12 protein-coding genes are annotated in these 13,332 nt (G+C 72.5%); 8 read left to right on the top strand and 4 right to left on the bottom strand.

Annotation, left to right across the window (positions count from 1 at the left end; genetic code table 11):
- Positions 1-29: 29 nt before the first annotated feature.
- Positions 30-1,376 carry an NtaA/DmoA family FMN-dependent monooxygenase gene (locus NBZ83_RS10850; protein WP_261564964.1) on the top strand — a complete coding sequence of 449 codons (1,347 nt, stop codon included), beginning with the start codon at positions 30-32 and terminating at the stop codon, positions 1,374-1,376.
- A 94-nt stretch (positions 1,377-1,470) separates the two neighbouring features.
- Here NBZ83_RS10850 and NBZ83_RS10845 read toward each other — a convergent pair whose 3' ends face one another.
- Together NBZ83_RS10845 and NBZ83_RS10840 are read right to left on the bottom strand one after the other, a co-directional pair.
- Complete coding sequence (locus NBZ83_RS10845; protein WP_261564963.1) at positions 1,471-2,526, bottom strand: phosphotransferase family protein; 1,056 nt, start codon at positions 2,524-2,526, stop codon at positions 1,471-1,473.
- Positions 2,523-3,737 (bottom strand): acyl-CoA dehydrogenase family protein, encoded by a 1,215-nt coding sequence (locus NBZ83_RS10840; RefSeq protein ID WP_261564962.1) that lies wholly within the window; start codon positions 3,735-3,737, stop codon positions 2,523-2,525. The genes NBZ83_RS10845 and NBZ83_RS10840 overlap by 4 nt, the downstream gene beginning before the upstream one ends.
- A gap of 210 nt (positions 3,738-3,947) precedes the next feature.
- Here NBZ83_RS10840 and NBZ83_RS10835 point away from each other — a divergent pair, with 210 nt between their 5' ends.
- A complete protein-coding gene (locus NBZ83_RS10835; RefSeq protein WP_261564961.1) occupies positions 3,948-4,559 on the top strand; it encodes a TetR/AcrR family transcriptional regulator in 612 nt (203 codons plus the stop codon).
- A gap of 77 nt (positions 4,560-4,636) precedes the next feature.
- On the opposite strand, the gene NBZ83_RS10830 is transcribed toward NBZ83_RS10835, so the two are convergent.
- Positions 4,637-6,391: a class I adenylate-forming enzyme family protein gene (locus NBZ83_RS10830; RefSeq protein WP_261574892.1), complete on the bottom strand. Its 1,755-nt coding sequence runs from the start codon at positions 6,389-6,391 to the stop codon at positions 4,637-4,639.
- A 291-nt stretch (positions 6,392-6,682) separates the two neighbouring features.
- Here NBZ83_RS10830 and NBZ83_RS10825 point away from each other — a divergent pair, with 291 nt between their 5' ends.
- The 4 genes from NBZ83_RS10825 (at position 6,683) to NBZ83_RS10810 (ending at position 10,235) form a co-directional block, all read left to right on the top strand.
- A complete protein-coding gene (locus NBZ83_RS10825; RefSeq protein WP_261564959.1) occupies positions 6,683-7,810 on the top strand; it encodes an amidohydrolase family protein in 1,128 nt (375 codons plus the stop codon).
- Positions 7,807-9,003 (top strand): thiolase C-terminal domain-containing protein, encoded by a 1,197-nt coding sequence (locus NBZ83_RS10820; RefSeq protein ID WP_261564958.1) that lies wholly within the window; start codon positions 7,807-7,809, stop codon positions 9,001-9,003. The genes NBZ83_RS10825 and NBZ83_RS10820 overlap by 4 nt, the downstream gene beginning before the upstream one ends.
- The gene (locus NBZ83_RS10815; protein ID WP_261564957.1) at positions 9,000-9,461 is read left to right on the top strand and encodes a Zn-ribbon domain-containing OB-fold protein; all 462 of its coding nucleotides are present in this window, start codon (positions 9,000-9,002) and stop codon (positions 9,459-9,461) included. The genes NBZ83_RS10820 and NBZ83_RS10815 overlap by 4 nt, the downstream gene beginning before the upstream one ends.
- A gap of 69 nt (positions 9,462-9,530) precedes the next feature.
- The gene (locus NBZ83_RS10810; protein WP_261574891.1) at positions 9,531-10,235 is read left to right on the top strand and encodes a FadR/GntR family transcriptional regulator; all 705 of its coding nucleotides are present in this window, start codon (positions 9,531-9,533) and stop codon (positions 10,233-10,235) included.
- A gap of 12 nt (positions 10,236-10,247) precedes the next feature.
- Here the strand turns inward: NBZ83_RS10810 and NBZ83_RS10805 are convergent, their stop codons facing one another.
- Complete coding sequence (locus tag NBZ83_RS10805; RefSeq protein WP_261574890.1) at positions 10,248-11,249, bottom strand: LLM class flavin-dependent oxidoreductase; 1,002 nt, start codon at positions 11,247-11,249, stop codon at positions 10,248-10,250.
- A 204-nt stretch (positions 11,250-11,453) separates the two neighbouring features.
- On the opposite strand from NBZ83_RS10805, the gene NBZ83_RS10800 reads away from it, so the two are divergent.
- Positions 11,454-12,635, top strand: coding sequence for an acyl-CoA dehydrogenase family protein (locus NBZ83_RS10800; protein ID WP_261574889.1), 1,182 nt, complete (start codon positions 11,454-11,456; stop codon positions 12,633-12,635).
- A 58-nt stretch (positions 12,636-12,693) separates the two neighbouring features.
- On the top strand, positions 12,694-13,332 hold a 639-nt coding region (locus NBZ83_RS10795; RefSeq protein ID WP_261574888.1), incomplete at its 3' end, for an acyl-CoA dehydrogenase family protein.

Here is a 13,332-nt window from a genome sequence, read left to right as displayed (position 1 = left end):
ACCCCTGTCCACAACAGCGGAGGACCTCCATGAGCAGGCCGACCAAGCAGATCCATCTGGCGGCGCACTTCCCCGGGGTGAACAACACCACCGTGTGGAGCGACCCGGCGGCGGGCAGCCAGATCGAGTTCAGCTCGTTCGTCCACCTCGCCCGCGCGGCCGAGCGGGCCAAGTTCGACTTCTTCTTCCTCGCGGAGGGGCTTCGCCTGCGCGAGCAGAACGGCCGCATCCACGACCTGGACGTCGTCGGCCGGCCGGACACGTTCACCGTGCTGGCCGCGATCGCCGCGGTCACCGACCGGCTGGGGCTCGCCGGCACCATCAACTCCACGTTCAACGAGCCCTACGAGGTCGCCCGGCAGTTCGCCAGCCTCGACCACCTCTCCGCGGGGCGGGCCGCCTGGAACGTCGTCACGTCCTGGGACGCCTTCACCGGGGAGAACTTCCGCCGTGGGGGCTACCTCGCGGAGCAGGATCGCTACGAGCGGGCCCGGCGTTTCCTGCACACGGCCTGGGAGCTGTTCGACTCCTGGCACGGTGACGAGATCATCGCGGACAAGGACACCGGGCAGTTCCTGCGCGAGCCCGGGCCGGGGGCGTTCGCGCATCACGACGACTTCTTCGACATCAGCGGGCAGTTCAACGTGCCGCGCAGCCCGCAGGGCCGGCCGGTGATCTTCCAGGCCGGCGACTCCGACGCCGGTCGGGAGTTCGCGGCCTCCTCGGCGGACGCGATCTTCAGCCGGCACAGCACGTTCGAGGAGGGCCAGGCCTTCTACGCCGACATCAAGGGCCGGCTCGCGAAGTTCGGCCGTCGGCCCGACCAGCTCGTGGTCCTGCCGGCAGCGACGTTCGTCCTCGGCGACACCGACGCCGAGGCGCGCGAGCGGGCCGAGGTGATCCGCCACCAGCAGGTCAGCGGGGCGACGGCGATTCTGTTCGCCGAGCAGCTGTGGAACCGGGACCTGTCGTCCTATGACCCGGACGGGCCGGTTCCCGAGGTCGACCCGCTGCCGGGGGAGAACACGATCTCCAAGGGGCGGGCCAGCGTGCGGATGTTCGACGACCGGCTGGCCACGGTGCGTCAGTGGCGCGAGCTGAGCGAGGCGAAGAAGCTCTCGCTGCGCGAGGTGGTCATCGAGGTCACCGGGCGGCAGTCCTTCATCGGCTCGGCCGCCACGGTTGCCGAGACCATCAACCGGTTCGTCCAACAGGACGCCAGCGACGGCTTCATCCTCGTCCCGCACATCGTCCCGGGCGGCCTGGACGATTTCGCCGACCAGGTCGTGCCGCTGCTGCAGGAGCGCGGTGTCTTCCGAGCCGAATACACCGGCACGACCCTGCGCGAGCATCTCGGCCTGGAGCTGCCCGGCTGAGCCGGCCCCGGGTGAGGGTGAGGGCGCCGGTTTCGGGTGTGAGGGTGCCGGCCCGGCCGGGGGCGGTTTCCGCTGAACCCCGGCCGGGGGCGGTTCAGCCGGCGAGTGCGCGCAGCCCGCCCGCGGCGAGCGCCGGCACGGCCTGGCCGACGAGGTCGAAACCCTCTCCGACGGTGTTGCCGGCGAGATGCCGGGCGTGGATGCCCTCGGCGATCACCACCAGCTTGAAGTAGCCGAGCGCCAGGTAGAAGTCCATGTTCACGATGTCCCGGCCGGACTCGCGCGCGTAGATCTCGATCATTTCATCCCCGCCGGGCATCCGGTCGCTCGCCGCGGCGGCCGAGCCGCCGAGCACCGGATCGAAGTCCGGGTCGCGGTAGACGACGGTGAGACCCAGATCGGCCAGCGGGTCGCCGAGGGTCGCCATCTCCCAGTCCAGCAGGGCCCGCACGACGCCGATGTCGTCCGGGTCCAGCACGAAGTTGTCGATGCGGGCGTCGCCGTGCACGATCGAGGCGTCGCTTTCCGCCGGCACGGCGGTGTCCAGCCGGGAGTGCAGCGCGTCGAGGTCCGGCAGCGCCCGCGTCCGCACCCGCTCCCACTGCCCCCACCAGCGGTCGACCTGGCGGCGCAGGTAGCCCTCGGGTCGGCCGAACCGCTCCAGTCCGACGGCGCGGTGGTCCACGGCGTGCAGCCGGGCGAGGGTGCGCAGCAGGTTCTCGGCGCAGCGACGCACGTCGGCGTCGGAGTAGGGGGCGAGGTCCGCCCGGCTGCGCAGGACCACCCCGTCGACCAGGGAGACCATCGCGAACGGCACCCCGAGCACGGCGGGGTCGTCGCAGTAGACGACCGCGTCGGCCACCGGAATCGGGGTCTGGCGCAGCGCGGCCACCACCCGGTACTCGCGTCGCATGTCGTGCGCCGAGGGCGTCAGGTTCCCCAGCGGGGGCCGGCGCAGCGCCCAGTGCGCGGCGTCGTCCCACACGTGGTAGGTCAGATTCGACCGGCCGCCGCTGAGCAGGGTGGCCCGCAGCGGCCCGGACCGGCCGGGGACGGCGGCGTCGAGGTAGGCGGACAGCGCCGCCAGGTCCAGGCCCGGCGGGGCGACCAGCCCCTCCTCGGCGCCGCGCGGGGGCTCGAGCGCGGTCATGAGGCCGACTCGAGGGCGCCGGTCGCCTTCAGTCGCTGCTTGACCGCGCGCCGGGCGAGCGCCCAGCGATGGGTCTCCGACGCTCCGTCGTAGATCCGGAAGGCGCGGACCTCGTTGAGGTAGCGGCCCAGCAGCAGCTCGCCGGAGACGCCGGCGGCGCCGCAGAGCTGAATGGCCCGGTCGACGACCCGCCAGATCGCCTCGGCGACGAACGTCTTGGTCATCGCGGTGGACTGCGCCGCGCGCTGCCCCTGGTCGAGCTCCCAGCAGGCCTGCAGGATGAGGCTGCGGGAGGCGGCGATGTCGATCTCCGAGTCGGCGATCATCTGCTGCGCCATGCCGAGCTCGGTGAGCTTGGAGCCGAACAGCCGGCGCTGCGCGATCCGGTCGATCGCGATGTCCTGGGCGCGCCGGGCGATGCCGAGCCAGCGCATGCAGTGCGTCATCCGGGCCGGGCCGAGGCGCACCTGCGCGTAGGCGAAGCCCTGGTCGAGCTCGCCGAGGATCGCCGAGTCCGGCACCACGCAGTTGTCGAAGATCACTTCGCAGTGGCCGCCGATCATGCCCTGGTCGAGGGTGTCGATGTGCCGGACGATCTTCAGGCCGGGGTTGTCGGCGTCGACGAGGAACATGGTCGCGCCGCCGACGGTGCCGACCTTGCCGGAGGTCCGGGCGAAGCAGATCGCGTAGGCCGCGCCGTCCGCGCCGGTGGAGAACCACTTGTGGCCGTCGATGCGCCAGCCGCCGTCGACCCGGACGGCGGTCGTCGTCAGGGCCGCCGGATCCGAGCCGGCCCCGGGCGCCGGCTCCGTCATCGCGAAGAACGATCGGACCTCGCCGCTGGCGAGGGGGCGCAGATACCGTTCCTTCTGCTCGTCGGTGGCGATGATCTCAAGCATGTGCATGTTGCCCTCGTCGGGCGCGGAGCAGTTCAGCGCCAGCGGCCCGAACAGCGAGTAGCCGGCGGCCTCGAACACGGGCGCCCGCGCCGTCATGCCGAGCCCGAGGCCGCCGTACTCCTGGGAGACGTGCGGGGCGAACAGCCCAGCGTCGCGGGCCGCCTGCTGCAGCCGGGTGCGCAGCGCCTCCCCGCCGGCCGAGAGCACGCCGGCGTAGCGCTCCTCCTCCGGGATCACGACGTCGCGGACGAAGGCAGCCGTGCGTTCGACGAGGTCGACGACCTCGGGCGGCTGCGAAAAATCAATGGGCATGACGATCTCCCGCCTCGGTGCGAGCGCCGGCCCCCGTGGGCGCGGGTCGGCTGGAAGGCTAATGCTCAGTAGCCTTGATAGCAGGGGTGGCGGCGATCCGCCAGTCCTGTGGGAAATTCATGCCTGCTAACATGGGCATGGTGCGGGCAGTGGTCCGCATATCCGTGGCTACCGGTTCGTAGCCGCGGCGATGGTCGTGGGTGGGGACGGATGAGTGGATCGGACCGGGCGGTGCTGGCGCGACCGCAGCTCAGCCCGCGCGGGCGGGCGATCCGCGACGCGGCGCTGAAGCTGTTCGCCGAACGCGGCTACGAGGCCACCACCACGACGGAGATCGGCGCGGCGGTCGGCATCCGGGGTCCAAGCCTGTACAAGCACGTGAGCTCCAAGCAGGACCTGCTCCTCGCGATCATGCTCGACGCGATGGACGTCCTGCACGACGTCCACGCCCTCGCCGTCGCCGGCGTCGACGATGTCGCGGACCGGCTGCGCCGCGCCGTGGAGGCGCACGTGCGCTTCCACACCCGCCACCGCCTGGAGGCGTTCGTCGGCAACCGGGAGATCCGCAGTCTCGACGAGGCCAACCGGGCGGTGGTCGTCGCCCGGCGCAGCAGCTACGAGCGGCTCATCCGGGCGCTGATCGAGGAGGGGGTCGCGGCCTCCCGGTTCCACGTGGCCTCGGTCAAGCTCGCTTCCTACGCCCTGCTCGACCTCGGGATGGGGGTGGCCGCCTGGTACCGCGAGGACGGCGACCTGAGCGAGGACGAGATCGTCTACACCTACGGTCGGTTCGCGCTGACCCTGGTCGGCGCAGCCGGCTGACCGCCACGGCGCGGGCGTCCCGGTGTTAGTCCTGCCGCGCATCAGCCGCCCGCCGGTCGGCCCGGTCAGCCCGCCGGTCAGCTCGGTCCGTCCGTTGCGGGGAGGTGGTGGGCTCCGCCGGCGTGCAGGTCCGCGCGCAGCTCGTGCTTGCGGACCTTGCCCGCCGCGGTCCGCGGCAGATCGGCGACGATCACGAGCCGTTCCGGGGTCTTCTGCTTTGCGGCGCCGGCGGCGGCGAAGTGCGCCCGCACCTCGTCAAGGTCGAGGACCGATCCCCGCCGCGGCAGGACGAAGACGCAGACGCGTTCGCCGGTGCGGTTGTCCGGCTCGGCCACGGCGGCCGCCTCCGCGACGGCCGGATGCGTCATGAGCAGGTCCTCGACCTCCTTCGAGGAGACGTTCTCCCCGTTGCGGACGATGATGTCCTTGATGCGATCGGTGATGGTCAGGTAGCCGTCGGCGTCGACCCGGCCGATGTCGCCGGTGCGCAGCCAGCCGTCGGCGGTGAACGCGGTCGCGTCGAGCGCCGGATCGCGATAGCCGGCGAACTGCTCCGGGCCGCGGGTGACGATCTCGCCCTCCTCGCCGTGGCCGAGGTCGTGGCCGGCGGGGTCGAGGATGCGGACCTCGCTGCCCGGCATCACCCGCCCGTCCGTGGCGGCCCGCCGGTCGAGCGGGTCGGCCGCGCTGCCCGAGCTGATCGTCGGATGCTCGCTGGAACCGTAGGCGCGGTAGGCGCTGACGCCGGCCCGCTCGGCCCGCTCGACGAGGGTGGGAGACACGCTGGCCCCCCCGACGAGAAAGTCGCGCAGCGGCCCGAGGCCGCGGGCGTCGCGCTGGGCCGCATCCAGCAGCGCGGTCAGGTGAAACGGCACCCCCGCGGACGCGGTCACCCGGTGCGCGTGGACGAGCTTGATCGCCTCCGCCGCATCGAACCGTTCGAGGAAGACGGTCGGTAGCCCGTCGACGAGGGTCCGTAGCAGCACGCTCAGCCCGGCGATGTGACCGGGCGGGAACAGGTCGAGGTAAACGGGGTCGGGTTGGCCCGCGCGCAGGCTGCGCAACGAGGCGACCTCCGCGGCGACCGAGCGGTGGGTGTGGGTGACGCCCTTGGGCGCGGCGGTCGTCCCCGAGGTGTAGACGAGCACGGCGACCTCGTCGAGCGGCCGGGCGCACGGCGCCAGCGGCGGGGCCAGTGCGAGCTCCTGCCACGGCACGGTGTCGGCTGGCACGGAGTCGGACGGCACGGTGTCGGGCGGTGTGGTGTCGGGCGGTGTGGTGTCGGGCGGTGCCGTGGGGCCGTCGGCGACGGTGACGATGTGGCGCAGGGCCGGCAGCCCGTCGGGCGCCCCGCGCAGCTCGGCGATCTGCGCCGCCTGCCGTCCCGGCAGAATGATCGCGCTTGCCCCCGACTGCCGCAGGATGAAGGCGACCTCGCGGATCCCGTAGATGGGCACGATCGGCAGCAGCACCGCCCCGCGTAACAGCACCGCGGCGTGCGCGATCGCGCTCTGCACCCGGCTGGTCAACTGCAGCGCGACGACGTCCCCCGGGCCGATCCCGCGTGCGGCGAGGCCGCCGGCGACCCGCGCGGCCCGCTCGTACAGCGTGCCCAGATCCGTGGTGAGGGTGTCGACCGGGCTGCGGAAGGCCAACCGGGTGTCCGGATGACCCGCCGCGCCCAGGTGCAGCAGCGCGGCGAGTGGGAGCGGCGCGATGTCGGGCAGCGGCCGGACCGGCGTGAGCGACCGCGGCGGGTTGGCGGTCGGGAGTGCCTCGACGGTTCTGGCCGGCTCGACCAGGTGGGCAGGTCGCGCGTTCTCCGGGTGCACCGGCGCTCCTCGGCTCGGCGAGAGTATGGCGGCCGCCACATCCAGGAAAATATACCTAGTTCACTAGGATGGGTGGCCATAGCTGGAGGAACTCCCGCGCGGACTCCGGGCGCCCGGCACTTGCGTACAGGTCTTTCAGGTATCTAAAGTAACCATGTCAACTGAGTCGCCATTGATGGTGGCGGGTTCCGTGCCATCAGGTTCCGTGCCATCAGGTTCCGGCGACAGCACGCGCGCTGTGGGCGGCAGGCACCCGTCCGGTCGGCGCAACCCATGCGGAGGCAGGACGACATGGCAAAGATCTGGGCGAACTCTGGCGACTCGCACTTTCTGGAGCCCGACGACCTGTGGCGGTCGAACCTGCCGCCGCGGCTGGCCGAACTCGTGCCGAGAGCGGTGAAGGACCCCGACGGCACCTACGAGACCGTCCACGTCGACGGCCAGTCCTTCCGCCGCAAGCTGCCGAACGTGGCGGCCCAGGAGTTCCTCGACGAAAGCAGCCGGGCGCCCGGCGCGCGGGACGCGACTCTGCGCCTGGCCGACCTCGACACCGAGGGCGTCTGGGGCGAGCTGGTGTTCCCGTCGCTGGGCCTGTGGAGCTCGTCGTTTCGTACCCCCGAGGTGCTGCGCGAGGCGTTGCGGGTCAGCAACGACTGGGCGATCGATGCGATCATGAACGTCTCGCCGCGGCTGGTCCCGACCGCGCAGGTCTCCACGCTCCAGGTCGACGACGCGGTGGCCGAGCTGGAGCGCACCGCCGAGCTCGGCTACCGCGCGGTGTTCCTGCCGACCACCCCGCATCCGCTGGCCGACGACTGGAACCGCGACTCCTGGGAGCCGTTCTGGGCGGCGGCGGAGGCGGCGAACATGGTGCTCGCCTTCCACGTCGGCACCGACCCGATCGACATCGGCAGCCAGCAGGTCGGCGTCGTCTACCGCGGACCCGGCGGCGCGGTGCTGAACTACACCGAGACGACGTTCTCCGGCCAGCGGGCCGCGATGAAGATGGTCGCCTCCGGGGCGCTCGACCGCCATCCGAACCTTCGGATCCTCGTCGCCGAGGGCGGCGCGACCTGGGTGCCCTTCCTCGCCGACCGGATGACCGAGGGCTACCGCCAGCACCACATGGCGGTGCGGCCCAAGCTGACGCGCAGCCCCAAGGAGATCCTGTACTCGCAGGTGTACGCCTCCTTCCAGCACGACGCCTCCGCGGTCGCGGCGCTGACCGGCATGGGCTACCGCAACGTCATGTGGGGCAGTGACTACCCGCACATGGAGGGCACGTTCGGCCACACCCAGGAGACGCTGCACGGCCTGTTCGACGGCGTGGCGGACGACGTCCGCAAGCGGATCACCGTCGACACGTTCCTCGAGCTGTTCCCGGGCGTCGGTGCGCCGAGCGTGGCAGTGGCGGCGTGAGTGCCTCGGGTCCGTTCGACACGGCGATCGTCGGCGTCGGCGCCACGCCGTACTACCGGCGCGGCGGCTCCGCGCCGCAGACCATCACCGAGCTCGCGGGCAAGGCCATCATCGCCGCGTGCGAGGACGCCGGTCTGTCGGTCAGGGACATCGACGGCTTCGCCTACTACTCGGGGGCGGGCGCCGGCTACGGGCAGTCGATGGACACCGCCACGTTCATGGAGACCCTCGGCATCCCCGAGGTGACCTTCTCCGCCGCGCTCACCTCGGGCGGCGGCGGATCGGCGGGGTCGATCGGCCTGGCCCGCGCGGCGATCCTCGCCGGGGACGCCACCGTCGTCGTCACCGTGATGGCGCTGCAGCAGGTCAAGCAGCGTCTCGGCACGGTCTTCGGTTCGGTCGCGCCGAGCCCGGAGAACTCGTTCCTGCAGCCGTCGGGGCTGGTCGGCCCGGGGCATCTGATGTCGGTGCTGGCGCGGCGGCACATGCACAACTACGGCACCCGCCGGGAGGCGTTCGCGGAGATCGCCCTGTCCAGCCGGGAGAACGCGCTCACCCGGCCCAAGGCGATCATGCGGACTCCGCTGACCCTGGACGACTACTTCAACGCGCGGATGATCGCCGATCCGTTGTGCCTGTTCGACTTCTGTCTGGAGACCGAGGGTGCCGTCGCGGTCATCACGACCAGCGCGCAGCGCGCGAAGGACCTGCGGCGCACGCCGGTCGGCGTGGTCGCCGCGGCGCACGGCGGCGTGCGGGAGTGGGGTCGGGCGTTCGCCTGGTACGGGATGCCCGACGAGTACTTCGCCTCCTCCGGGCACGCCCCGATCGCCAGGCGGCTCTACGACAGGGCCGGGATCACCCCCGACGACATCGACGTGGCGCTGATCTACGACCACTTCACCCCCATGGTCCTCATGCAGCTCGAGGACTACGGTTTCTGCAAGAAAGGTGAGGGCGGCCCGTTCGTCGAGTCCGGAGCCATCCGCTACAAGGGCGGCTCGATTCCGGTCAACACGCACGGCGGCCAGCTTTCGGAGGCCTACATCATCGGCATGACGCACATCGTGGAGGGCGTCGAGCAGCTCCGCGGCACCGCCGTCAACCAGGTGCCGGACGCGAAGCTCGCGCTCGTCACCGGCGGCCCGGCCACCCTGCCGGTCAGCGGCCTGATCCTGGGACGGACGGCATGAGCACCCTGACGACGACCCTGCCGCCCGCCGGCATCCAGATCACCACAGACTCGGCGACTGAGCCGTTCTGGCAGGCGGCGAAGGAGAACCGGCTGGTCGCGCCGAAGTGCGCCGACTGCGGGACCTTCCGGTTGCCGCCGTCGCCGTTCTGCCCGACCTGCCAGTCGCAGAACGTCGACTGGGTGACCCTGTCCGGACGGGCGACGGTGTACAGCTTCAGCATCGTGCAGGGCCTGCCCGGCCAGCCGGAGCTGACCCTGGCCGCCGTCGTCGTGGACCTGCCCGACGCGCCGGGCGCACGGCTGGTGAGCAACGTCGTCGACGCCGATCCGGGCGCGGTCGAGATCGGTACGCCGCTCACCGTCGACTTCATCGAGATCGCCGACGGATGGAAGCTGCCGGTGTTCCGGGTCGCGGCCGTCACCGTCGCCGTCGCCGTCGCCGGCGCTGGCGAGTGAGGGCGAGCGGGCCGCCCGCAGGTATCTGAAAGTAGTATCTCGCGCACATCACGCTTGAGTGGGGGGCGCATGGAGCGGGTGGCCGCGCAGAGCACCGCGTCGGCGGTCGCCCACGTGCTGCGCGAGGAGATTCTCAGCCGCCAGGACGGCGACCTCTACCTGGGGCAGGAGGACGAGCTGCTGGCCCGGTTCGGGGTGAGCCGGCCGTCGTTGCGCCAGGCCGTGCGGCTGCTGCAGGCCGAGGGGATCCTCACCGTCCGCCGCGGCCATCACGGCGGGCTGTACGGGCAGCGGCCCGATGCGGCCGGTGTCGCCCATGTGGCCTCGGTGTTCCTACGGACCCGGCGGGCCTCCCTCGCCGACATCAGCGCCACCTACACCCTCATCACCACGGAGTGCGCCCGGCTGGCCGCTCTCAACCCGGACGAGGCCGAGCGCCGGCGGCTGCTGACCTTCGTCGAGCAGGCCGTCGGCGGCAACCAGCGCGATCACGCCCGGGCCCGGGCACAGTGGGGGATCCTGCTCGCCGAGCTCGCGCGCAGCCCCACCCTGCAGCTGTTCGAGGACGTGCTCGGCTCGTTGTCGCGCTACCCGACCTCGCGGCCCCTCCTGCTGGACCCGGACAGCATTGCGCTGGCCTGCGAGCAGTGGCGGCAGGTGGCCGAGGCGGTCGGCGACGGCGACGCCGACACCGCGGCGGCGCTGTCCCGCGAGCACGGCGACGCGCGGGTCCGCTACATCCGCGACCTCCCCGAGGATCTCCTCGGCTGGTGAGCTCCGCCCCCGTCAGGCGGCGGCGACGGCGCTCATGAGACGCACCGCCGACTCGGCGTAGCGGGCCCGGCGCCGGTCGCTGACCATGAACGCCGGGCTGGACAGGAACGCGAGGTCGGGCAGGGCCTTGCGGGCGGCCAGGCGTTGCCCGGCCTCCTGGAGGTCACCGCACAGGGCGATCGCGTCGAGCATCTCGTCGCTGACGGCCGCGGCCATCCCCGCAATGTCCCCGGAGCGGAACGCGGTGCGGATCGCGGCCACCTCGTCGCCCCAGCCGTGCAGCTCGACGAGGGTGTCGTAGGTCTTCACCGTGAGGTAGAAGGCGATCTGGAGCCGGGCGTCGCGCCGTCCCCGCTCCGGGTCCTGCTCGTCGACGGCGGTGATGAGCCAGCCCCAGCGGCGCAGCGACTGCGGGTCCCGGCCGGCCGCGGTGGCGCCGTCGTGCAGGTTCGGGCGGATCGTCTCCGTCCACCACCGGTCGGTGAAGACGCCGTGGCCCAGGATGCCGTCGGCGGTCCGCCCGGCGGCGGTCACCATCCGCCGGTTGAACGAGCCGAGCAGGATCGGCACGTCGAGCCGGCCGAAAACGGGGGCGCGGATGTCGGCGTGGATCGGGTAGAACTCGCCCTCGTGCACCACCGGCCGGCCGTTCTCCGCGGTCAGGTAGGCACGGATGGCCCCGACGAGGTCCTCCATCCGCCGGACCGGCTCGCTGGCCGCCGACGCGAACCAGTCGGTGTTCATCCGGTAGGTGCCGGAGCCGAGGCCGAGGAAGAGCCGCCCGGGAGCGCGCGCGGACAGGTGCCGCAGCGCCGAGGCGTGCACGAAAGGCGAGCGGGCGAACGCGTAGGCGATGCCGGGCCCGACCAGGGCCCGGCGGGTGGCGGCGACCATCTCGCCCGTTGTCAGGTAGGAGTTCGTGTCGGCGAACTCGCCGGCGCAGAAGGCGGTTGCCCCAGCCTGTTCGGCCAGCTCCGCGACCTGCGGGCCCGGCCAGGGAAGTCCCCACTGCACGTCTCGACACCTCCGCGTCGGGAGCGTGGCGCCCCGGCGGCGCCACGGGCGCCGATCGGCCGGTGGGAACCGCCGCTCCAGTTCTTGTCTTCCTCGCGAACTTAGTAAACCATGTAACCTTGCAACGATGTTCGTACGGCGGCGTCCGTCGCCAGGGACAGGGCCCGCCTGTGGACGCGGTCCGCACGACGAGGAGGAGGCGTGGTGGCAGCGGTGGAGACCGTTGACCGGCCCCGGCAGGGCGAGTTCCTCGGCCCGCTGCGGGAGTTCCTGGCCGCGCACGCGGGCGCGGCGCCCCGTGGTGGCACCGCGCGGCTCACCTGGGCCCGCGCCTTCCATGCCGACCTGACCGACGCGGGGCTCGCGGCGCCGGGGTGGCCGAAGGAGGTCGGCGGCATGGACCTCTCGCTGCCCGACCAGATCGCCTACCACCGGGAGATGACGAGGGCCCGGGCTCCCCGGCACCCGTGCGGCCTGTCGTTCATCGTGGCCCCCACGTTGATCCGCCACGGCACACCCGCGCAGAAGGAGCGTTTCCTGCGTCCCCTGCTGCGCGCGGACGAGTTCTGGTGCCAGGGCTTCTCGGAGCCCGGCGCCGGCAGCGAGCTGACGGCGCTGTCGACGAGGGCCGTGCGCGACGGCGACCACTACGTCGTCACCGGCCAGAAGGTGTGGACCAGCCAGGCGCACCTCGCCGACTGGATGTTCGCGCTGGTACGCACCGGTGAACCGGGCCCGAAGGGAATCAGTTACCTGCTGCTGTCGATGACCTCGCCGGGGCTGACGGTGCGGCCGCTGCGTGACATCAGCGGCGGAACGCACTTCGCCGAGGTGTTCCTCGACGAGGTGCGCGTGCCGGTCGAGAACCTCGTCGGCCAGGAGAACGAGGGCTGGTCGATCGCGCGCACGAGCCTGGGCCACGAGCGGGCCACGGCGTTCCTGTCGGACGAGTTCCGCTACCGCCGAGTGGTGACCGAGCTGATCGCGCTCGCCGCCGCCTCGCCGGCCGGGGACGACCCGGTGGTGCGTCAGGACCTCGCGCGGATGGAGGCGGGAGTGCGCATCCTCGCCTCGAACAGCCGCCGGGCCCTGGAAACGGTGCTCGCCGGACGCGATCCCGGGCCCGCGTCCTCGGTCAACCGGCTGATGCGCTCGGAGTTCGACCAGCGTCTGCACGAGGTGGCACTGCGGGTGATCGGCCCGGACGCGGTGCTCGGCAACCGCGAGCCGACCGCGCCCGAGGGCGGCCGGTGGACCTACGGCTACCTGATGAGCCGGTCGTCGACGATCGGCGCCGGCACCGCCGAGATCCAGCGCAACACGATCGCCGAGCGGGTGCTGGGCCTGCCGGCACCGCCCCCGGTGCCGGGGGTCGGGCGCGGGTGAGAGGCCACGGCGGTGCCGCGGGGCGCCGCGTCGGTGCCGCGGGACGACGAGGAGCGAGGTGAGCGTGGACACCACCGAGGCGGAGGACGAGCTGCGCGACGCGCTGGCACGGCTGCTGCGCGAACGCTGCGACATCGAACAGGTCAGGGGGATCGCGGCCGCGCCGGGCGGCTGGGATCGACAGCTGTGGTCGGAGCTCTCGGCCATGGGCGTGGTGGGGCTCGCCGCCCCGGCGGAGCACGGTGGTGAGGGGGCGGGGCTGGCGCTGCTGGCCGTCGCCCAGGAGGAACTGGGCCGCCGGGTGGCACCGGTGCCGCTGCTGTCCAGCGCGATCGCCCAGGCCGCACTGCTCGCCGTTGTGGACGGGATCGCACCGGGTGCGGCCGCCGCGGCCGCGCTGCTGCCGGCGATCGCCTCGGGCCTGACACCGGCGGCCGTCGCGGTCGGACGCACCGTCGACGGCTGGACGCCACTGGCGACGGTGCGCGCCGAGCAGGTGGCCGGCGGTTGGGAGCTGACCGGGACGGCCCCCGTCGTCGCGGACGCCACGGCCGCGCGGGCACTGCTCGTCGCCGCCACGACCGACACCGGCCCCGCCTTGTTCGCCGTCGACGTGCCCGCGTCGGCCGGCGAGGGCGCAGGTGCCGGCGATGGCGCCGCCGGTGGCGGTGGCGGTGGCGGGAATGGGGACGGGGAC

The sequence above is a fragment of the Frankia gtarii genome (assembly GCF_025403375.1).
Lineage (GTDB): Bacteria > Actinomycetota > Actinomycetes > Frankiales > Frankiaceae > Frankia > Frankia gtarii.
The sequence above is the reverse complement of the archived record's forward strand: the minus strand, read 5'-3'. Positions and strand labels throughout refer to the sequence as shown.

Excerpts from the sequence above, each read along its gene's own strand:
- NBZ83_RS10850 (WP_261564964.1), top strand. The coding sequence starts at position 30 with ATGAGCAGGCCGACCAAGCAGATCCATCTGGCGGCGCACTTCCCCGGG.
- NBZ83_RS10840 (WP_261564962.1), bottom strand. The coding sequence starts at position 3,737 with ATGCCCATTGATTTTTCGCAGCCGCCCGAGGTCGTCGACCTCGTCGAA.
- NBZ83_RS10825 (WP_261564959.1), top strand. The coding sequence starts at position 6,683 with ATGGCAAAGATCTGGGCGAACTCTGGCGACTCGCACTTTCTGGAGCCC.
- NBZ83_RS10845 (WP_261564963.1), bottom strand. The coding sequence starts at position 2,526 with ATGACCGCGCTCGAGCCCCCGCGCGGCGCCGAGGAGGGGCTGGTCGCC.
- NBZ83_RS10815 (WP_261564957.1), top strand. The coding sequence starts at position 9,000 with ATGAGCACCCTGACGACGACCCTGCCGCCCGCCGGCATCCAGATCACC.
- NBZ83_RS10835 (WP_261564961.1), top strand. The coding sequence starts at position 3,948 with ATGAGTGGATCGGACCGGGCGGTGCTGGCGCGACCGCAGCTCAGCCCG.
- NBZ83_RS10810 (WP_261574891.1), top strand. The coding sequence starts at position 9,531 with ATGGAGCGGGTGGCCGCGCAGAGCACCGCGTCGGCGGTCGCCCACGTG.